Source organism: Roseiflexus castenholzii DSM 13941 (genome assembly GCF_000017805.1).
Classification (GTDB): Bacteria; Chloroflexota; Chloroflexia; order Chloroflexales; family Roseiflexaceae; genus Roseiflexus; species Roseiflexus castenholzii.
In genome coordinates this window covers 4,894,895-4,916,305 of sequence record NC_009767.1, presented here as the reverse complement: position 1 = coordinate 4,916,305, position 21,411 = coordinate 4,894,895, and the positions used below count along the sequence as shown (strand labels likewise).

Below are 21,411 nucleotides of genomic sequence, written 5' to 3'. Positions count from 1 at the left end.
GGTGAAGCAGGGAGGTCTGGAGGATTAAGAACGACATCCGGTAGAGCCTGCGCAGGCAGGCGTCGCAACCGTAGCCTGCGGCTTATGGCTTTTGAGAACATAATCCGTATCGCCCGTTCCAGCTCGTGCAGGCGGGTGTTGTAACCGTAGCCCGCGGATTCAGCCGCCGGGCGGACCGGGCGCCGGGCGAATGCCGGATTATTGTGTGAATGTTCATTAAGCCCTCCAGAAGAGCCAGACCGGCGGCGGTATGGAAGCGTGCGTTTCCAGAGGTTTTGCACCGCCGGACCGCAGACGCGGATGGCATTGCCAGGCGTTTGTTCGCTGGCATGGGCGCTCAATGTTGTGGGGTGAGAGATACGCGCGATGTCGCTGCGACAGGGCGAATGAACTAAGGGAGAATGCCATGGCGCCACGCATGATCGCAATTTACGGCAAAGGCGGGATGGGGAAGAGTTTCTTCACCTCCAATCTGACCGCGCGACTGGCATACGATGGCTATCGGGTGTTACAACTCGGCTGCGACCCGAAGCACGACTCGTGCAACACGATCTTCGGTGGGCATTCGTTGCCGACATTAGGCGATCAATGGCGCCTGTTCAGAGAGGCGGGTAAAGAGGATCAGTTGTCGATTGGCGACGTGATCTTCCGCAATGAATTGCGCCCCGGCGTCGTCATCTTTGGCTGTGAACTCGGCGGTCCCGAGGTCGGGCGTGGTTGCGGCGGGCAAGGAATCTCAACCGGCTTCAAGGTGCTCGAAAACCTGGGAATGAGCCGCTGGAACCTCGACTTCATCGTAATGGACTTTCTTGGTGATGTGGTGTGCGGCGGGTTCGCTACACCACTCGCTCGTTCGCTTGCCGAGCAGGTGATCATTCTCGTCGGACACGACCGCCAATCGCTCTACGCAGCGAACAATATTGCGCGCGCGGCGCAGTATTTCCGCTCGATGGGCGGCACGACCCAGATCCTGGGGTTGGTGGTGAACCGTGATGATGGCAGCGATACCGCCGATCAGTATGCTGCGGCAGTCGGGTTGCCGATCCTGACGCGCGTGCCGTTGAGCCGCAAGGTGCGTGAACTTGCCGATGCCTGTCGCCTGGCGCTGGAGGACGAACAGTTCAATCAAATCTTCGGCGATCTGGCGAAGCGTATTGCGCGCGGAGAATTGCAACCGGTCGATACGTATACGCCGCTGAGTTATGATGAGTTTCTGCGCGTGTTTGGCGCCGAAGAGCCGCCAGGAAGACCGGACTCGGCGCGCGCCGAGGACCTGTTCGGCGAGAAGACGCCGGTCTTTACCGTGCCTATCCTGTCGCTCAAGCCGGTCATTCCACAGGTGCAGGTGACCGATCCGGTGCAACTCAAAGTGCAGCAGATGATCGAAGCAATCGGTATGTATGTCACCGATATGGTGCGTAGTGAGCGCGATGGCATCACCGTCACCTCTGGTTCGGTCGAAATTCGATTGGGAGAGCCGCAGGACCTTGAACATAAAGTGGCGTTCCTTTCAGCGCTGCGGCGGTCAGGACAGGCGTTCAGTTTCGTCGATCTGCGCTACGCCGACGCGCCGACGTATCGGTGAGGAGGCGTGAGGGGAGAGGGGCGAGAGGCGAGAGGCGAGAGAGGCGAGAGGGGAGAGGGGCGAGAGGCGAGAGAGGCGAGAGGCGAGAGGCGAGAGGCGAGAGGCGAGCGGGGCGAGGCGAGAAGCGTGAGAGGTGAGAGGCGAGAGGGGTGAGGCGAGAGGATCTCGGCAATGGCGTAGCGCGAGATTTATCTCGCATTTGTGGAGAGGCGAGCGGGGCGAGGCGAGGGGTGATACCAATGACGATTGACGATGCCGTATGCGTGTCATTCCGAGCGCAGCGAGGAATCTGCGCGGGTCGCGCACGCCCCCTCGCGCTGCTCGGGGTGACCATGCCGGATGGTCACCGGTCATTGGTATGAGCGGGGCGAGGCGAGCGGGGCGAGGCGAGAGGATCTCGGCAATGGCGTAGCGCGAGATTTATCTCGCATTTGTGGAGAGGCGAGCGGGGCGAGGCGAGGGGTGATACCAATGACGATTGACGATGCCGTATGCGTGTCATTCCGAGCGCAGCGAGGAATCTGCGCGGGTCGCGCACGCCCCCTCGCGCTGCTCGGGGTGACCATGCCGGATGGTCACCGGTCATTGGTATGAGAGGGGCGAGGCGAGCGGGGCGAGGCGAGCGGATCTCGGCAATGGCATAGCGCGAGATTTATCTCGCATTTGTGGAGAGGCGAGTGGGGCGAGGCGAGGGGTGATACCAATGACGATTGACGATGCCGTATGCGTGTCATTCCGAGCGCAGCGACTTGTCATTCCGAGCGCAGCGAGGAATCGAAGCGGGTCGCGCACGCCCCCTCGCGCTGCTCGGGGTGACCATGCCGGATGGTCACCGGTCATTGGTATGAGAGGGGCGAGGCGAGCGGGGCGAGGCGAGCGGATCTCGGCAATGGCATAGCGCGAGATTTATCTCGCATTTGTGGAGAGACGAGAGGTGAGGCGAGAGAGGCGAGAGGCGAGAGGCGAGAGGCGAGAGAGGCGAGAGGCGAGAGGCGAGAGGCGAGAGGCGAGAGGCGAGAGGCGAGAGGCGAGAGGCGAGAGGGGCCCGGCAATGGCATAGCACGAGATTTATCTCGCATTTGTGGAGAGACGAGAAGTGAGGCAAGAGGCGAAAGGCGAGAGGCGAGGGGTGAGAGGCGAGAGGGGCCCGGCAATGGCATAGCGCGAGATTTATCTCGCATTTGTGGAGAGGCGAGGGGTGAGAGGTGAGGCGAGAGGCGAGAGGGAAGAGGCGAGAGTGTGGCATAAGCCTATCACCCTGCGTGTACACACGGCGGCGGTCATTTATGGAATGTGATCTCAAATACCTGAACACACTGCTGGTCGAGCGGATGAAGGTCAAACGGCGACCGGTCGCAGTGACCTATTGCGAAGACGGTCCGCCGCCGGGGTATGAACCGGCGAACGTCGTGGCATGCGCGATTATTCGCGAAGCGGAAGCAGGACGGCGAGTGTATGTCGATGCGCACCATCACGATTGCTGGGTAGGGCAGTATCACCTCGGTTGGTTGCCGGACGCCGGGTCCCTTATTGTTGAGGGGCAGTATCTGACGATGGCGCAGGGTTTTTTTACAGAGGAAGGCGCTCGACGCAACAAGGCGCAGAGTTCGGTGTTGCCCGCCGGATCGATTGCTGCACTGGCGGCTGCGCCACTCGACGACGTGCCGGAAGGCGTGTCGGTCGATCTGCTGGTCTGCATCACCGATCCGATGCATGCCATGCAGATTGCCGGTGCGGCGTCGGTGCGCGAGGGGACCTTCCCGATCGGTGAGTTGGGTCCGTCGGCATGTGCATCGATCTTTGCGACGCCGCGCCTCAAACGCAATAGCGTCTTTACAACGGGTGATGGCGGCGGTCGGATGCACAACCGGGTGGCGGCCGGCGAAATGTTCATCGCCGTGCCACGCGAGCATTTCAGGTATATCGTCGAGTTGATCGAAAACTTCAGGATCGATCCTGAAGAGATGCGACGGTTGATTATGCCGTCGCATGTGCGGAATGGAGGCGACGCATCGTGATGCTGGCAGGTTGACAGCGCACGCTGTGGTCGTGGACAGGTTGAACGAGTTACGTCCGGGTCATTATCTGACAGGTAAGGAGAGGTGCTATGGACTTTCTGATTCTTCTGCAAGCGGAGCCGTCTCCCTGGCCCGTCTGGTCGGGATATGCGCTCTGTTTCGTGCCGCTGGCGGCGGTGATCCTCGGCTTCATTATTGCGGCGCGTTTCACCGATAAGCAGGCGACGTCCGCCTATCTGCGGCTCGACCCCGCAAAGGCGAATGAGCCGGAGCAGGGTTAGGGGTGAGGCGAGAGGCGAGAGGCGAGAGGCGCGAGGCGCGAGGCGCGAGGCGCGAGGCGCGAGGTGCGAGGCGCGAGGCGAGAGGCGCGAGGCGCGAGGTGCGAGGCGCGAGGGTCCCGGCAGTGGCGTAGCGCGAGATTTATCTCGCATTTGTGGCGAGGCGCGAGGCGCGCGGGGCGAGGGACCCGGCAGTGGCGTAGCGCGAGATTTATCTCGCATTTGTGGCGAGGCGCGAGGCGCGAGGCGTGAGGCGAGAGGCGCGAGAGGCGAGAGGGTCCCGGCAATGGCGTAGCGCGAGATTTATCTCGCGTTTGTGGTGAGGCGAGAGGGACGAGGCGCGAGGGGCCCGACCGTGGCGTCGCGCGAGATGTATCTCGCATTGGTGGCGAGGGGTGAGGCGCGAGGCGCGAGAGGTGAGGGTCCCGGCAATGGCGTAGCGCGAGATGTATCTCGCGTTTGTGGTGAGGCGAGAGGGACGAGGCGCGAGGGGCCCGACCGTGGCGTCGCGCGAGATGTATCTCGCATTGGTGGCGAGGCGCGAGGGGTGAGGCGAGAGGCGAGAGGCGCGAGGCGTGAGGGGTTGGGGTCTATGAGAAACCGGAACCGGGGACCTGCAATGGTGGTTTCAGGGGTCTGAAGGGTTGCCTGGCGGTTGGGCGGGCGTTTCCATGAGGGTTCTCTGGTTCTTGTGGAAAGATGCGCATAAGCGCAATCTTTCCTTTGAGATTGTAGTAAAGAGTATGTCGTGATTTTTGTGATGTTTGTCACCTCTTTATCTCCGTCATTCTCTGGTTCTCTCTGTGATCTGAAAGGTGCGTTCCATGGAGCCAATCGCGCTGAGCGCTGAGCAGCCGCAGGGACACACGTGCAAACTGCATCCGCAGTCGATGTGCCCGGCGTTCGGTTCGTTGCGCATTCTGAGCCGGATCGAGGGGTCGCACCCTGTAATGGCCACCGATACGGGGTGTCTGTACGGCTTGACCTTTGTGACCCACTTCTACGGTGCGCGCAAGTCGATCCTGGCGCCGACGCTTGGCAGCGCCGAGTTATACTCCGGCGAGGTCGTCGAAGGGACGCGCATGGCGATTGAGGCAGCGGCGCGTGAGCCAGGGTGCCGCCTGGTGCCGGTCGTGTCGCTCTGTGTGGCTGAAACGGCAGGCATGCCGGAGGAATTGCTGCCGCGCAAGGTTGGCGATGCCGAGGTGGTGCTGGTGCGCGTGCCCGCCTATGCGATCCACTCACATCCCGAAGCCAAGGATGTGGCGCTCGAAGCGTTGCTGCGGCGATTGGGCGATCGCGAAAGTCCACGCGAGGAACGCACCGTTGTGGTGCTCGGCGAGGTCTTTCCCGCCGATCAACTGGCGATTGACGCCATCCTGCGGCGTATGGGGGTCGAGGCGACGATTGCGTTGCCGGGACGCTCAATCGATGACCTGCGGCGCGCCGGTCGCGCAGCGGTGCTGGCGCCGCTCCATCCGTTCTATAAGGGCGTGACGCGCCTGTATCGTGAATGGGGCGCATCGGTGGCTGGCGGTGCGCCGGTGGGCATTAGCGGCGCCTATGCCTGGCTCAAGTCGATTGGCGCTTTGCTCGACCTCGATCCGGCGCTGGTTGATCGGGTGGCGGAAGAGGAACGCGAGAAGGCGCAGGCGGTGCTGGCGGCAAAGTCGCTCAAGGGTGCGCGGGTGTTGGTGACCGGCTACGAAGGCACCGAACTGGCGTATGCGCGGTTGCTGGTCGAGGCGGGCGCCGAGGTTCCGTATGTCTCCACCTCGATTGGCGTCGATCCGCTGTCGCTCCCCGATGAACTGTGGTTGAAAGCGCGTGGGACGCAGGAGGTTGCCTATCGCAAGGCGCTGGAAGAGGATATGGCGGCGCTCGACCGGTATGCGCCCGATTTCGTATTGGGCACGACGCCGTTTGCGGCTGCGGCGAAAGAGCGCGGCATTCCGGCGATGTATTTCACCAATCAACTGGCGTCGCGTCCCTTCTTCCTGAGCGGCGGCATGGCTGCGACGATTGGGTTCGTGGCAGAAACGTTGGAGCGCGCCAACCGCTATCGTGAGATGCTTGCCTTTTTTGCGGAGTGATCGGCTATGCCCCCTGCACTGATTCGCGATCTGTCCGATACATCCGGGTACTGGGCAGCGGTGTGGACGATGTGCGCCATGCCGGATGTTCATGTGATTGCCGATGCGCCGGTTGGGTGTTTCAACCTGGTGGCGACGGCGGTTCCCGATTACACCGACGCCGTTCCCCATATCGAGAATATGACTCCGGCGACGATTACTGAACAGGAGGTCGGTGGGAAAGGCACCAGCGATAAAGTGCGCTGGACGTATGAGAATCTTCGTGCCGGCGGCGTGCTCGATGGTAAACAGGTGATCGTCATTTCGACCGCCGAGAGTGAAATGATTGGCGCCGATCTGTCGTCGGTGGTGGCGACCCTTGGCGAAGGAACGCGCTTCTACTGGAGCAACTCGCTCTCAGAAGACGAATGGGCTGGGCGCGACCGCGTGCTGCGCTGGCTGTGGGAGCAGTTTGGCGCGCCCCATGGCGCCGGAGTCCAACCGGCGCCGGGCACGGTCAACATCATCGGTCCAACCTATGGATGCTTCAACTCGCCGTCGGACCTGGAGGAGGTCAAACGCCTGATCATCGGCGCCGGCGGGCGGATCAATCTGGTCTATCCGATGGAGGCGACGCTGGCGGATACACCGCGCCTGGCGGCCGCGCAGGTCAATGTGGTCATGTACCGTGAGTTCGGCGCGGGTCTGGCGGGGATGCTCGGTCAACCGTGGCTCTATGCGCCGTTCGGTATGCGTGAAACCACGGCATTTGTGCGCGAAATTGGTCGCCTGCTGGGGACTTCCGAACAGGCGGAAGCATTCATTGCCGGCGAAAAACGCACCACATTGCGCGCCGTGTGGGATCTATGGCGCGGACCGCAGGGCGACTGGTTTGGCACGACTGATGTCGGCATTGTTGCCGGGCGGTCGTATGCCGAAGGGTTGGCGCGCTATCTGGGAGATGAGTTGGGTATGAAGATCGCGTTCGTGTCTGCGCGCCCTCGGCGCCCCGACGACCCGGATAATGACGAGATTCGCCAGATGCTGCACCGCCGTGCTCCGGCGTTCGTTTTTGGCTCGATCAACGAGAAAATCTATCTGTCCGAAGCAGGAGCAAAGTTTGCGCGTTTCTTCATGGCGTCGTTTCCCGGACCAACCGTGCGTCGCGCGGTCGGCACGCCGTTTATGGGGTATCGTGGCGCGGTCTATGTGGTGCAGGAGATCGTCAACGGGTTGTACGATACCCTGTTCAACTTCCTGCCGGTCGATCAGGCGTACAGCATGATGCGCGGCGGTCCGCCGAAGATCGAGGCGGCGCCGGGGAACCTCCCCTGGTCGCTCGAAGCGAAGGCGGTGCTTGATGATGCGCTGGAAAAACTGCCCTACATTCCGCGCATTTCGGCGAGCCGCCAGATGCAGATGCAGGTCGAGGCGCTGGCGCGCGAGCGTTCGCTCAAGGAAATCACCCCCGATCTCGTGCGCGAGGCGCTGGCGAATGCCGGGATGTGAAGCCTAAAAATAGGCGTCGGGTCTGAACAATGTCAGTGGCGCCAGCAGGAACCCGCACCACGCCAGGGCGAGTGTTGGGCGCTGCATACGAATGATAGCCCACGTAAGGGCGACGACGACAGCCAGCGCAATGCGCGCTGAGTGGACCATATATTCACACGATGGCGCAGGGAGCGCGAGCACGAAGAGACCATTGAAAAGCAATGTCCAACTCGCCGGAGAGGTTCGCTCACTGTTGCGCAGCAGGGCAATCAATCCCCAACACACCGCTCCCAGTGATGGCACAAAAACCCAGAGCACTTGCGCAATCCAGAAGTCTGGCGCCCGCATTGGAGTCGTAAGCAGTCCAATCAACGGAACCATCCGATCTGCCGGGGCGCCAGCCTGAAAGGCGGCCGTCAACCCGCTTTGTCCTAGCAGCACAATCAGGGCCAGTTGCCAGAGCGCGCCAGGTCCCAGAGAGAGCAGCCCGAAAAGCGCCTGCTGTCTCCAGGGTTGGGTGCGTATATGAGAGATGATCAAGGCGACCGGATAAAGAATCGCTGTTTCTTTCGCAAGAATAGCAAGACCGAACATGATTGCTGCGGGCGCTGGTCGGTGCGATTCATACAGTGCAATGCCACAGAGGACAAGCGCGTAGGTCAGTATTTCGGTGAGATTGAACTGAAGTGCGAAGAGCGAACCGATCCACAGCCCGAACACGACGCCGATAAGTGGTGACAGTCGGTATTGCAGCGCGATGCAAGCCAGTGCATAGGACCCGGTTGCCAGCGCACCCAGGTTAATGCTGATAATCGCCCACGGGATGAACGCACCAAACGGTGCGGCCAGGAATGGCAGAAGAATACGCTGTGCGCGATATGCTGGCAGATCGAGGTTGGCTTCTAATGAAGGCAGCGATCGCGCCAGATGATAGACAAAATAGCCGTCAATTTCTGCAAAAATGAGGGGGTCGAACGAATGTCTCATCAGTTTGACATAAACAACAATTGCGCCAACGAGGCAGGAGATTGCGGCAACAGCGATGCAAGAAAGAGTTGAACGATGGATCGATGATGTGGGGTCTCGCCGTTTCATACGCCGTGGATAATAGACCGCGCTTTCGCTATCCTTATTTCAGACGTTCAACCTTGATGATATGCTCCAGCAGCCCGCGGCAGGCGCGGTCGATCATGCCGTGAACTTCACGGAAGCGCCCGTTGTAGTAAGGGTCGGGAATATCGCGCAGTCCGAGATCGGGCGCGTAGTCGAGGAGCAGGCTGAGACGCACAAGTGAACTGCCGGCCATGCGGTGCAGGGTTTCGAGGTGAGCGCGCTCGGCGGCAACGATATAGTCGAAGCGCGTAAAATCGTCGGGATGGACGACACGCGCGCGATGGGCATAGCGAATGCCGCGTTCGGCGAGCAGCGCCGTGACTCCCGGATGCGGCGGATCGCCGACGTTCCAGGCGCCGGTGCCGGCTGAGTCGGTTTTGATCCGCCCGCTTAATCCCGACTGCTCGACATAATGACGGAAGATGCCCTCTGCCATGGGGGAACGGCAGATATTCCCCGTGCAAACAAACAGAACCCCGATGACTCTGGCGTTTGTGCCGCTCACCTGCGCTCCTGGTGTATCATGGCGTCAGGAAGGTTGCATTTGACAGAAAGTATACCATAGTTCATGGAGACGCTCATTGAACGATTGTCCGCAGTGCGCGAGCGGATTGCTGCCGCTGCGCGCCGCGCGAACCGCGATCCCGCTGCGATTCGCCTGGTGGGAGTAACGAAGGCGCAGCCGGTAGAGGCGATCCGTGCGGCACTGGCAGCCGGATTGCACGAGATCGGCGAAAATCGGGTGCAGGAGGCGGAAGCCAAAATGTCGGCGCTTGCGGCGGACCGCCGCCGCCTGACCTTGCACCTGATCGGGCATTTGCAAACCAACAAGGCAAAAAAAGCCGCCACATTGTTCGACATGGTGCATTCGGTCGATAGCCTGCGCCTGGCGCAGATACTCGACCGCCACGCAGCCGAAACGACAGATCGTCTGCCGGTGCTCTTACAGGTGAATGTTTCTGGTGAGATGACCAAATCCGGGTTCGATCTGTGCCACTGGGAAACGCTGCCCGATGTCTATGATCGTTTTTGCGCCGATGTCGAGCAGATCCTGGCGTTGCCGCACCTTGAGGTGCGCGGGTTAATGACCATCGCGCCCTGGGGACCCGACCCGGAACAGGCGCGTCCGGTCTTCCGCGCCGCGCGACGCCTGCGCGACTCCCTGGCGCTGCGTTTCCCCGCAACCGCCTGGCGCGACCTGTCGATGGGTATGACCGATGACTTTGAAGTCGCCATTGAAGAAGGGGCGACCATCGTGCGGATCGGGCGGGCCATTTTTGGGGAACGGTAAAGAGTTGTCAGAAGGGTAAAAATGTGCTACCATCGCGCGCACAGCGCGGGAGCAGTAGAGGGTAAGGAGGCGACCTGTGAGCATTCTGGTCGATAAGAACACCCGTTTGCTCGTGCAAGGCATCACCGGGCGCGAGGGAGAGTTTCATACGCGCCAGATGATTGCGTATGGCACGAATGTGGTGGCAGGTGTCACGCCTGGTCGTGGCGGGCAGACCGCGATCGACGGCAGGGTGCCGGTTTTCAACACGGTTGCAGAAGCCGTGAAGCAGACGGGCGCCAATGTGTCGGTCATTTATGTTCCGGCGGCGTTTGCGCCGGATGCGATGCGCGAGGCGGCAGCGGCGGGCATTCCGTTGATCGTGTGCATCACCGAGGGCATTCCGGCGAACGATATGGTGGCGACGTATGCGTTCATTCGTGAGCATGGCGCGCGCCTGATCGGTCCCAACTGTCCGGGGTTGCTCACTCCCGCTCAGGCGAAGGTGGGGATTATTCCGGGCAACATCGCCTCCCCCGGACCGGTTGGCGTGGTGTCGAAGAGCGGTACGCTCACATATGAGGCGGTCGATGCGCTGACGCGGATCGGGTTGGGGCAGACGACGATCGTCGGTATTGGCGGTGACCCGATCATCGGAACGTCGTTTGTCGATGTGCTGGAGATGTTTCAGGCTGACCCGGAAACCGAAGCGATTGTGCTGATCGGCGAGATCGGCGGTGCAGCGGAAATCGACGCGGCGCGATATATTCAGGCGCACGTAACGAAGCCGGTTGTCGGTTTCATTGCCGGGCAGACGGCGCCTCCGGGTAAGCGCATGGGGCATGCCGGCGCAATCATCACGGGAGGCGAGGGCACCGCCCAGGAAAAAATCGCCGCGCTCGAAGCCGTTGGCGTGCGTGTGGCGCGGCTGCCAACCGATATTGCGCAATTGGTCAAGGAGAGTATGTAGGGCGCGTAGCGTATTCAACCAGTCCCAGGGGGCATACGCCCTCCTGGGCTTGATGTTTTATTGCAACAGCATCTCGAAGTTTGGGCGATCACCGCCGCTCAAGCGTCGGAACGCGCGCTGGATCAGGCGCACCGTTCCTTCCCCCAGCCAGTATGTCAGGATCGATCCCAGAACAAGGCCAACGGCGCTACCGACGGCAGCGCCGAGACCGAAAATGACGTAGTGGGTGCGTTTGCTGGCGTTCATCATTAATGTTCCCTATTGTAAGACAACAACCGGGGTCGCTTTGCTCCACAGCCGTTCAAGCCGATAACGGTCGCGCAGTTCGACAGAAAAAATGTGGACGACAACGTCACCATAGTCGAGGAGCACCCAACCTGTGTCGGCTGTCCCTTCGATGCGCGGCTGAAGGTCGTATTCACGGGCAAGACCTTCGTCAATCGACTCGGTGATCGCTTTGAGTTGGCGTTCACTGCCGCCGGTGCAGATGACGAAATAATCTGCGACTGTGTTCAGCCGGCGCAAGTCCAGCAGCACGATATTGCTGGCCTGTTTGTCTTCGGCGAGCGCCACTGCCCGCCGCGCAATTTCTGTCGCCTCTACGGCCTGTTCCTGGATCAGAGCAGCCTCCTTTGTCGATTCCAGAATGGATAGGCACTGGCGCCGGATATGCCAGTTCTTGCTCTGATTCTACCAGAATCATGGGATGCGTGCAATGTGACTTCTGTATAAGGGTCCTAAGGCGTTATGGAGGTTCTGCGCAGCTCGCCTCGCGCCTCGCCACAAATGCGAGATACATCTCGCGCGACGCCACGGTCGGGCCCCTCGCGCCTCGCGCCTCGCGCCTCGTCCCTCTCGCCTCACCACAAACGCGAGATAAATCTCGCGCTACGCCATTGCCGGGACCCTCTCGCCTCTCGCGTCTCGCGCCTCGCGCCTCGCCACAAATGCGAGATACATCTCGCGCTACACCACGGTCGGGCCCCTCACGCCTCACGCCTCGCGCCTCGTCCCTCTCGCCTCACCACAAACGCGAGATAAATCTCGCGCTACGCCATTGCCGGGACCCTCTCGCCTCTCGCGTCTCGCGCCTCGCGCCTCGCCACCAATGCGAGATACATCTCGCGCTACGCCATGGTCGGGCCCCTCACGCCTCACCTCTCTCGCCTCTCCATATAAGGGTCCTCAGGCGTTATGGAGGTTCTGCGCAGGAGCGAGGTGGAGAGAGGGAACGCGGATGGACACGGATCGGGACGGATGCTCAACGCGATGCGTTATTCTGAGTGCCATCACGTTAGTCGGACGCGATCTGCGGACGCAGGATGTGGAGGTTCCCCTGAGACTTCTATGGTCTCAGCAAGTGAACTGCGAGCGCATGGTCGTATTTCCTCCGTGGAAGATGCGATGTGCTTTGTGAACCTGGCGATGGTTGCAAAAATGTCGAGAATCTGATGCGAAAACGATCAGGTTGTTTATCGGTGTGGCATCTATAATTCATCATTATTATTGTCCTGGTGAGCGCCTGGTCATCCAGTGGCTCGTTGCTCCACGATCTACATGGTTCTGGGATATAGTCTTTCTGATACGCTCGTACTGTCGTTTGTCAAAAAGCCGTCACTTGCTCCGAAAGGAGGATTGCGATGTATTCTTGCGTTCTCGTGCGTTTGTTTATTGTCGCTGCCATCGTTATGAGTTTTGTTCCATCGTTTGCCGGCTCAGTATCTGCGCAACCAACATCTACGCGTCGTCCTTGTTCACTCGATGATCCGAGTGGATGGGTCACATGTTCACCGTATTATTTGTATCGCCGAACGAAGGACGTGTATTTTACGCGCTATTACCCAGAGACCGGGCATAACCTCTATCTGCCGTTTCTGAAATATTGGGATCGTATGGGAAGTCTGCCTGTCTTTGGCTACCCTATCAGTGAGGCGTTCCTGGAGCAGATTGAAGGACGCTGGTACATGGTTCAGTACTTCGAACGTCAGCGCTTCGAGTGGCACTATGATCCTGACAATCCTGAACACAGGAGCAGCATAGGACTAGAAGCTGAATACTGGCTACCTTTGGCGCAAAGTGTGCGATTAGGTCGTCTGGGGGTAGAGGCGCTAAGTCGTGAGGGACGCGACTGGCAATCGTTTGCGAAGGGCGATCCCTCTGCTCCCCATTTCTTTGCAGAAACAGGTCATGCGATTGCGCCGGAGTTTTGGGGATACTGGTCAAGCCATGGAATAGAAATGGACGGCAAGGCTGGTTTTTCCTTTGCTGAGAGTCTTGCGCTATTCGGGTATCCGATCTCTGAAGCGCAGATCGAAAAGGGGCGTCTGACGCAATGGTTTGAGCGAGCGCGTTTTGAATATTTTCCCGAGTTTGAAGGGACGCCATATGCCGTGCAGCTGGGTCTTTTAGGAAGTGAAATAGCATCTGAACGTAAAGGAGAAGAACCATTTCTTGCAACAAATGCCCTCGATACGGCGCATGCCGCTGGACAGCGGATGTTGCTGGCTACCGGTCAGGCGCTTCAGCGTCCACTTGTGTCACGTCCAGAATTGCAGGCGGAGGTGGATCGCGCTGCCGCTGACTGGCATCATGCATTTACTACAGGAGGTGACACACATTCGCCGATGATCCGTGTACGCGCAACATACGCCAGCCGGGGGAATTATCTCGCACCGTCAATGTGGGGTATTCATCCACATGATCCAATTGGTGGAACCACGGGAAAAGAGCAGTCTGATTTCTCTTACGGTTTTTTCGAGTTCTCAAAGCTGACGATTGGAGTGTACTATCACGAACATCTGAATACTCCTTCGGTTACTATGATGTTCATACCTGAGCCCTGAATGATAAGGTGGGAGTGGGCACACGGATCGGTGCGGATCGGGACGGAGGTCGCGGTTCGTGGTTCTGCGCAGGAGCGAGGTGGAGAGAGGGAACGCGGATGGACACGGATCGGGACGGATGTGCGCGGATGGGTCTTGTCGTCGTTCCCGGCTCTCGGTTCGCGGTTCTTGGTTCGCGGTTGTGAGTTCTCACACCCCAACCCCCAACAATGGCGCCAGCGCTCTGCCCGCTGTTTGCGCCAGGAACGCTGCCAGCGCCGATTCGCGCAGCGCCGACTCCCACGGTTCAATCGGATGGGCGTGGACTATCAGCGCCGGTGCGCTGATCAGGAGTGCGGCGTGGACAACTCCCAGGAACGCCCCCAGGGTGTGGTCGGTCTTCCCGCCGATTATCAGCCCCACATACAGGTGCAGCAGCGACGCGATCAGACTGGCGCTTCCGCTTACGAGCGCCAGGAGAATGAGCGCACCGCCAACCTCGGCGGCGGCGCGATCCTCGACGAATGACATCAGCGCATCGGCAGCCAGCGTTCCGTAGCGACCGGCGACGGCAACTCCGGCGGCAAGCCCGGCGAGCGCCAGCAGTTGCCGTGCGACGCCCCAGTAGTAACCGGCAATGCCTGCCAGCGTCAGCACGATGGCGATCAGGATGTCGAGCAGGTTCATGGTCATCGAGCGACTGCCGGCGCAATGACACCCGCAGTCTGTCAGCACAGTTGCATGGGGGCCACAATGTTTCGACGCCATGATACCGGAAGTTGCGTCGAGGGTGATGGTCACGTGAGATGCACAGGAGGCGGGCCTAATACCAATGACCGGTGAACATCCGGCGTGGTCACCCCGCGCAGCGCGAGGGGTCGTGCGCGACCCGCTTCGATTCCTCGCTGCGTTTACCCTGAGCGAAGCGAAGGGCTCGGAATGACACGCATGCGGTATCTTCAATCGTCATTGGTATAAGCGGCCCGACCAGTGTTGTAGCGACACGTAAGGACGGGTCTCAGCCCTGCCCTTACGCTGTCCAGCGGGCGCCGCCCGGGATGCCGCAGACTCCTGGACTTTCGCCGTCGTGCGCTCAGCCCCGCCCTTGTGTTGCCCAGGACGGCATGACCTCATGCGTCGCCTGGCATTTAGATCCTCTTTTATACCAATGACCTGTGACCATCCGGCATGGTCACCCCGAGCAGCGCGAGGGGTCGTGCGCGACCCGCTTAGATTCCTCGCTGAGTTTACCCTGAGCGAAGCGAAGGGCTCGGAATGACACGCATGCGGGTGGTGACGTGACCGTCACTTTCGCTCAGAGATCACTCGACGGTATACTCGCCCTCGACGACCCCTTCGTCCTTGCCTTTGCGCGCGCCGTCGCCGTTGCCGCCGGTGTAAGCGCTCTGCGACACCTGGTACATCGCCTGTTGCAACTCCGCCGAGATTGACCGCATACGGCTCTCATTCTCCTGGCTGATCGCCTCGCGCAGGTCCTTGATCAGACCTTCGATGCGGCTCTTGAGCGCCGGATCGACTTTATCGCCGAGTTCGTTCAGCGACTTCTCGCTCTGGTATGCCAGGCTGTCGGACTGGTTCTTAAGTTCGACCAGTTCGCGCCGCCGCTTGTCCTCGGCAGCGTGCAGTTCGGCATCGCGAACCATCCGCTCGATCTCTTCCTTCGACAGGTTCGTGCTGGCCGTAATCGTGATCCGCTGCTCCTTGCCGGTCGCCTTATCACGGGCGGACACGTTCAGGATGCCGTTGGCGTCGATGTCGAAGGTCACTTCAATCTGCGGCACGCCGCGCGGCGCAGGCGGAATGCCTTCGAGCCGGAAGCGCCCCAGCGTCATATTGTCGGCGGCCATTTCGCGCTCGCCCTGCAAGATGTGGATGTCCACCGCCGTCTGCCCGTCAGCAGCCGTCGAGAAGATCTCACTCTTGCGGGTCGGAATGGTCGTGTTGCGCTCGATCAGTTTCGTCATCACGCCGCCGAGCGTCTCGACGCCGAGCGAGAGCGGCGTCACGTCGAGCAACACCACGTCCTTCACGTCGCCGCCGAGCACACCTGCCTGGATCGCTGCGCCAATCGCCACAACCTCGTCCGGGTTGACGCTGCGGTTCGGCTCCTTGCCCGTCAGTTTGCGCACCAGGTCGATGACCACCGGCATACGGGTCGAACCACCCACCAGCACGACTTCATCGAGGTCGTTCGGCTTTAGACCGGCGTCCTTCAACGCCTGGAAGAACGGACCCTTCAGGCGCTCGGTCAGGTCGGCAGTCAACTGCTCGAACTTTGCGCGGCTGAGGCGCATTTGCAAATGCTTCGGACCGCTGGCGTCCGCCGTGATAAACGGCAGGTTGATCTCCGTCTCCGACATGCTCGACAGTTCGATCTTCGCCTTTTCAGCGGCTTCCTTCAGGCGCTGCAACGCCTGGCGATCCTTGCTCAGGTCGATCCCCTGATCCTTGCGGAACTCGTCGATCAACCAGTTGACGATCCGCTGGTCGTAGTCGTCGCCGCCGAGGTGTGTGTCGCCGTTGGTGGCTTTGACTTCGACCACGCCATCGCCGACTTCGAGCACCGACACGTCGAACGTGCCGCCGCCAAGATCGAACACCAGGATCGTCTCGTCCTTCTTCTTATCGAGACCATACGCCAGCGCGGCGGCAGTTGGCTCGTTGATGATGCGCAGCACCTCAAGCCCCGCGATCTTGCCGGCGTCTTTCGTCGCCTGGCGCTGACTGTCGTTGAAGTATGCCGGAACCGTAATGACCGCCTTTGTCACCGGCTCACCCAGGTAGGCTTCGGCGTCGGTCTTGAGTTTCTGCAACACCATCGCCGAAATTTCCTGCGGCGCATACTCTTTGCCGGTGGTCGGCGCATAGACGCGCACGTCGTTGCGCGGTCCTTTCACGACTTTGAACGGCACCATTTCGCGCTCGACGGTGGTTTCGTCGAAATTGCGCCCGATAAAACGCTTGATCGAATAGAATGTATTCTCAGGATTGATCGTCGCCTGACGCTTCGCCGTCAACCCAACCAGGCGCTCGCCGTTTTTGGTGAACGCCACAACCGACGGCGTGGTGCGGTTGCCTTCGGCGTTCGGAATGACGACCGGATCGCCGCCTTCCATCACCGCAACGACCGAGTTGGTCGTGCCCAGGTCGATGCCTACGATCTTCGACATAGTTGTCTCACCTTCTTCCCGTGCAATGATGATTGTGCAGTGTGCAAAAACACAGCGGACTGCTGCGCCCGCTGCGCCTGTCACTGCTGTTAGTTTACCCGTTTCGCGCTAATTCGCTATATGTGCAGTGTTAGAGGTGTGTTAGATTTCCGGCGCCAAACTTTTGGTACCAACGTCCTACTTTGCCCGCTTGCGTGTCATGATATATTAACCTTGACACGTCAGCCCCAGCATATGGCAGTCTGTTGCTGCTTCAGGAGCGTTCAATGTCGCGTTTCCCTTCCGCCCTCGCGCTGCTCGTCGCGTTGCTGATCATGGGGTCGCCGCTGCTTGTCGGTCCTGCCGCGTCGGTCCGGGTGGCGCAGGCGGCGGGTGAGTTTGTGGTGACAACGGCTGAGGACGCCGATGGCACGACATGCCCTGTCTCGACAAGCGGCAATCCCGCTGCTCCCGATCCGACGTGTTCGTTACGTCAGGCGATCAAGGCGGCGAACGCCGCCGGCGGCGGTACTATTAAGTTCAATATTCCGCCCTCCGGTCCGGCGTTTGAAACGAACGGTCTCTACCGCGCCATCCGCATTCGCGTGCGATATGTCTATGGTCCGTTGCCCGCGCTTGAAGGCAACATCACGATTGATGGAAAGTCGCAGGAACTGAACTGGCCCAGTCAGGCAAATCTCATTGGTCCTGAGATCATCATCGATGGCTCAGAGCTGCTCGACCGCAGTGGCATTCGTCTGATCGGGAGTGGGAATGTCGTGCGCGAGATTGCGGTGGTTAATTTCAAGTCCAGCAGCGCCACGCCGAGTTTTGGTCAGGGGGTCGGCATTGATGTGGTGAGCGGCAGCAACCATCGTATCGAGGGCAGTTATGTTGGTATCGATCCGGTCTCGCCGACATTGACGCTGAGCGGGAATGGTTTTGCCGGCATCTGGGTCGAGCAAACGGCGGAGAATACGGTCATCGGCGGGTTGCGCACCGACTCCTCGAAAGCGAATTTCATTAGCGGCAACAATCTGGACGGGATTGTTGTTCAGGGAACGGGAACCAAAATCCAGGGCAACTTTATCGGCGTCGGGCGCTTGCTCAGCGCCGAAACGTTCCCATTGCGCAACCTCGGCGCCGGTATTATTGTGCGCTATGCAAACGGCACGATCATCGGCGCCACGCCAACCGAGCCGGACCCGGCATACGGTAATGTCATCGCCGGTAACAACAATTTCGGTATCGTTATCAATGGCGGAACGAATACGCAGATTACGGGGAATTACATCGGTCTCGGCTCAAATGTCTCGTCTGCACTGATCGTTCCCGTTCCAAATGTGTCTGGCGGTATTGAGGTGCATTCGGAAGAGTTTCCGGTCAACAATATCGATATTGGACTTCCATCGCCGGATATGACGACGAACCGGCTGCGCAACTTTATTGCCGGCAATACCGGTCCGGGCATTACGCTGCGCGGTGATCGTTTGAACAATATTCGGATTGTCAACAATTATATCGGCTTGAACGATCTTGGTCAGCCCGTGAGCGGGACGAACAACACCGGCGGCGGGATCGTCATCGAGCGCGGGGCGCGCAATATCACCATCGGCGGCGCGACGATCAATAAGCGCAATGTCATCTCCGGCAATACCGGCGACGGGATCGTCGTTCGCGGGCGTAATCCGTTGCTAACAACGCAGAACAACACCATCATCGGCAACTATATCGGCACGAATGTCAGCGGGTCGCTGACCGGTTCCGGGTTTGCCAACCGCTCCGGCATCGTGATCGGCGATCATTCGCACAATACGGTCATCGGGCAGCCGGGTGCGCCGAACCGCATCGGGTTCAACCTTCAGTATGGCGTGGCGATTACCGGCACGAATATCCTGACGACGACGCTGACGGATAACGCCATCGTCTCGAATGGTCTCGATGGCGTCTATGCCGTTGGCGCGGTCAATCTCAGCATCACCGGCGCGACTACGCCAACGCTGATCGCCGGCAATGGTCAGAATGGTGTGCGCATCGATGGCGGGCAGTCGATCACCATCCAGAACGCCACGCTGTCCGGCAATGGCGATGATGGCGCGCGCCTGGCGAATGTGACACAGACGACGCTGCGCAATGTCGTCGCGGCGCAGAACGACGATGGCATCGACATTGCCGGCGCAGTGGAGACGCTGATCGAGAACAGTCAGGCAAACATCAACCGCGAAAACGGCGTGCGCTTCACCAACGGCGTCACCACGACCCTCACCGGTCTGACCTTCCAGCAGAACCAGCAGAACGGTCTCGCGCTTACCGGCGTGCTGACCGCAACGCAGATCGAGTCGAGCCAGGCGATCAGCAATACGCTCAATGGGTTTCTGGTCAACGGCGCGACTGATGGCATGATGATGTCGAGCAATACGATCATCGGCAACGGCGCGGCGGGCATGGCGCTGACGCTGACGCCGGGAGTTGCGCCGGTGCGCGACGTGATGGTGACGGGAAATATGCTCGACCGCAATGCCTTTAGTTCGCCCGCCTTCGGCATCCAGATCAGCGGCGGCACGGAGGTGGTGACGGTCACCGGCAACACGGTCGAGGGAACGCGCAACGGTGGCGGTGTGTTGCTGCCGGGGGCGAACCAGATGACGCTCAGCGGCAACGTGGTGCGCTACAACAACGGTCCGGGGTTTCGGGTCGAAAGCGGCAGCGACCGTGTCATTCTCGAGGGGAATGATGTCGTTTCGAATACGGTCGGCATCGAGGTGCGCAGTGCGACGACGATCAGCACGGTCGTGCGCTTCAACAGCATTAGCTTGAGCGGCGCAACCGGGTGGGGCGGAACCGGTTCTGGCGTTGGTGTTGCCGTCAGCGATGCGCAACGCACCTTGATTGAGGGGAATTCGATTGTGAGTAACCTGGGCGCGGGCGTGCATGTGAGCGGCGCGGCGGCGCAGACGCAGGTGCTGGACAATTTCATTGTCAACAACGCGCTCGGCGTGCTGGTGGGCGCGCCGGTTGGCGGTCCGCTCACGCCGCCGTACCCGCAGCAGACGCGGATTACCGGCAATAGTATCAGCGGCAACGGCATCCCGCCGGATGGTCCGTTCCCGGTCGATGAGACGTTGCTGGGGCGCGGCATTGTGCTCAACCCCGAAACGCCGACCGGCGGCGTCGCCGGTCATCCGAACAACGACATTGACCCGCCGCTCCAGTCGTCGCTGCGTATGAGCGCCGCCGGGGTGTTGACCGGTCAGGTCAACCCGGTGAGCGCGCCCGGCGGGTGCCCGTCCATCGGCGGCGCGCGCTGTCTGGTGCAGATTTTCCGCCCCGACCAGACGATGCTCGATGGGCAGGGGCAGGAGTCGGTTGGCGAGACCATCGTTGACGCGACCGGCGCATTTACTGTGACAGTCGGCAGCATTCCACGCCAGTTGACGCTGACGGCGACCGATCCGCTGAGCAACACGTCGCGCTTTGCGATCTTTGCGCCGCGTCCGGCGCTCAGCATCAGCGCGCCGCAGGCGCAGGCGGCAGACCCCGGTCAGATCATTACGTACACCCATACGTTGACCAATGAGGGGAATATCGAACTGCAAGATGTGCGCATCCTGGTGACGACCTCGCGCGGGTGGGAGAACCTGTCGCCGCCGATTGCCATTCAGCCCTCCGGTTCGTTCTCGCTGGCGCCGGGTGAGTCGCGCCAGGTAACGGTGTCGGTGCGTGTGCCGACCGGCGGCATCCCGCAGGCGGCGCCGGGGACCGATCTGATGACGGTGCGCGCCGATGGAACCACTGTCAGTAACGGCAACACCTACACCGCGACGACTTCGCTGGTGAATACGACAACCGTCAATGCGCGCATCTATCTGGAACTGACGCCGACGTTCACCGAGGGGCGCGGCAATCCGGGGGTGACGGTTCCGTACTCGTTCCAGGTGCGCAACACCGGCAATATCTCGGCGACGACCGGTATCACTGCGACGTTCGATGATCTGGTCTTTAGCGTCAACTGGCAGCGGTCGCTTTCGACGACGAGCCTGACGATTCCGCCGGGGGAGACGCGCGCCTTCCAGTTGACGGTGACCGTGCCGCCGGAGAGCGCCAACCCAATTTCCGGGACGTATGCCGATGTGACCGTTGCGATCACACCGACCGTTCCGCTTGATCCGTCACAAGCCAGAACGGCGAAGGCGCGCACTATCGTCGGGCAGTTGTCGCGGGCGCAGATGACGCCGGCGAGCGCCGAAAAAGAGGGCGCGCCGGGTGAAACGGTCACCTTCTTGCACGAGATCACGAACCTGGGCAATGGCGTCGATACGTTCCAGGTTCGCGGCGTGCCGGCGCTCGGCAGTCAGGTAAGATTCACGTCGCTGACGAGTGGGGTGTCGATCAACAGCGAGGGGCGGTTTACCCTGAACCAGGGCGCAACGGCGATCATCCGCGTCGAGGTGACGGTCAATCCGCAACTGGTGAACGGCAATGTCGAGAATGTCTTCATCGAACTCAGAGACCTGAACGGCAACGTGATCGGCGGCGCATTCGCGCAGGACCGTGTGCGGGTGGTCAGCGCCATTCGCAAGGTCTATCTGCCGCTCGTTGTTCGATAGAAACTGAGGTGCTTC

The 21,411-nt window shown here is 60.5% G+C and carries 15 protein-coding genes; 9 read left to right on the top strand and 6 right to left on the bottom strand.

Features of this window, described 5'->3' with window-relative positions:
• Positions 1-406 precede the first annotated feature (406 nt).
• From RCAS_RS19420 to bchZ, 5 genes are all read left to right on the top strand, one after another.
• Positions 407-1,585: a chlorophyllide a reductase iron protein subunit X gene (locus RCAS_RS19420; protein WP_012122209.1), complete on the top strand. Its 1,179-nt coding sequence runs from the start codon at positions 407-409 to the stop codon at positions 1,583-1,585.
• Positions 1,586-2,871: 1,286 nt separating this feature from the next.
• A complete protein-coding gene (locus RCAS_RS19415; protein ID WP_012122208.1) occupies positions 2,872-3,603 on the top strand; it encodes a DUF169 domain-containing protein in 732 nt (243 codons plus the stop codon).
• A gap of 89 nt (positions 3,604-3,692) precedes the next feature.
• Positions 3,693-3,884, top strand: a complete 192-nt coding sequence (locus tag RCAS_RS19410; protein ID WP_041331144.1) for a hypothetical protein — start codon at positions 3,693-3,695, stop codon at positions 3,882-3,884.
• An 821-nt stretch (positions 3,885-4,705) separates the two neighbouring features.
• Positions 4,706-5,974, top strand: a complete 1,269-nt coding sequence (gene bchY, locus RCAS_RS19405) for a chlorophyllide a reductase subunit Y (protein ID WP_012122207.1) — start codon at positions 4,706-4,708, stop codon at positions 5,972-5,974.
• A gap of 6 nt (positions 5,975-5,980) precedes the next feature.
• Entirely contained in the window at positions 5,981-7,462 is a 1,482-nt protein-coding gene (gene bchZ, locus RCAS_RS19400; RefSeq protein ID WP_012122206.1) for a chlorophyllide a reductase subunit Z, read from the top strand.
• A gap of 3 nt (positions 7,463-7,465) precedes the next feature.
• Here the strand turns inward: bchZ and RCAS_RS19395 are convergent, their stop codons facing one another.
• Together RCAS_RS19395 and RCAS_RS19390 are read right to left on the bottom strand one after the other, a co-directional pair.
• Complete coding sequence (locus RCAS_RS19395; RefSeq protein ID WP_157042710.1) at positions 7,466-8,431, bottom strand: hypothetical protein; 966 nt, start codon at positions 8,429-8,431, stop codon at positions 7,466-7,468.
• Positions 8,432-8,573: 142 nt separating this feature from the next.
• Positions 8,574-9,062 carry a low molecular weight protein-tyrosine-phosphatase gene (locus RCAS_RS19390; RefSeq protein WP_012122204.1) on the bottom strand — a complete coding sequence of 163 codons (489 nt, stop codon included), beginning with the start codon at positions 9,060-9,062 and terminating at the stop codon, positions 8,574-8,576.
• 63 nt (positions 9,063-9,125) lie between these two features.
• On the opposite strand from RCAS_RS19390, the gene RCAS_RS19385 reads away from it, so the two are divergent.
• Together RCAS_RS19385 and sucD are read left to right on the top strand one after the other, a co-directional pair.
• Entirely contained in the window at positions 9,126-9,848 is a 723-nt protein-coding gene (locus RCAS_RS19385; RefSeq protein WP_012122203.1) for a YggS family pyridoxal phosphate-dependent enzyme, read from the top strand.
• 76 nt (positions 9,849-9,924) lie between these two features.
• Positions 9,925-10,797, top strand: coding sequence for a succinate--CoA ligase subunit alpha (gene sucD, locus RCAS_RS19380; protein WP_012122202.1), 873 nt, complete (start codon positions 9,925-9,927; stop codon positions 10,795-10,797).
• A 57-nt stretch (positions 10,798-10,854) separates the two neighbouring features.
• On the opposite strand, the gene RCAS_RS19375 is transcribed toward sucD, so the two are convergent.
• Positions 10,855-11,046, bottom strand: a complete 192-nt coding sequence (locus RCAS_RS19375) for a hypothetical protein (RefSeq protein WP_232280070.1) — start codon at positions 11,044-11,046, stop codon at positions 10,855-10,857.
• 9 nt (positions 11,047-11,055) lie between these two features.
• The gene (rsfS, locus tag RCAS_RS19370) at positions 11,056-11,370 is read right to left on the bottom strand and encodes a ribosome silencing factor (RefSeq protein ID WP_012122200.1); all 315 of its coding nucleotides are present in this window, start codon (positions 11,368-11,370) and stop codon (positions 11,056-11,058) included.
• Positions 11,371-12,437: 1,067 nt separating this feature from the next.
• On the opposite strand from rsfS, the gene RCAS_RS19365 reads away from it, so the two are divergent.
• Positions 12,438-13,640: a hypothetical protein gene (locus RCAS_RS19365; protein ID WP_012122199.1), complete on the top strand. Its 1,203-nt coding sequence runs from the start codon at positions 12,438-12,440 to the stop codon at positions 13,638-13,640.
• Between the two features lie 189 nt (positions 13,641-13,829).
• Here RCAS_RS19365 and RCAS_RS19360 read toward each other — a convergent pair whose 3' ends face one another.
• Together RCAS_RS19360 and dnaK are read right to left on the bottom strand one after the other, a co-directional pair.
• Positions 13,830-14,312, bottom strand: coding sequence for a CvpA family protein (locus RCAS_RS19360; RefSeq protein WP_232280069.1), 483 nt, complete (start codon positions 14,310-14,312; stop codon positions 13,830-13,832).
• Between the two features lie 629 nt (positions 14,313-14,941).
• Positions 14,942-16,810, bottom strand: coding sequence for a molecular chaperone DnaK (dnaK, locus tag RCAS_RS19355; protein ID WP_012122197.1), 1,869 nt, complete (start codon positions 16,808-16,810; stop codon positions 14,942-14,944).
• A 266-nt stretch (positions 16,811-17,076) separates the two neighbouring features.
• Here dnaK and RCAS_RS19350 point away from each other — a divergent pair, with 266 nt between their 5' ends.
• The gene (locus RCAS_RS19350) at positions 17,077-21,396 is read left to right on the top strand and encodes a right-handed parallel beta-helix repeat-containing protein (RefSeq protein WP_012122196.1); all 4,320 of its coding nucleotides are present in this window, start codon (positions 17,077-17,079) and stop codon (positions 21,394-21,396) included.
• Positions 21,397-21,411: the final 15 nt, after the last annotated feature.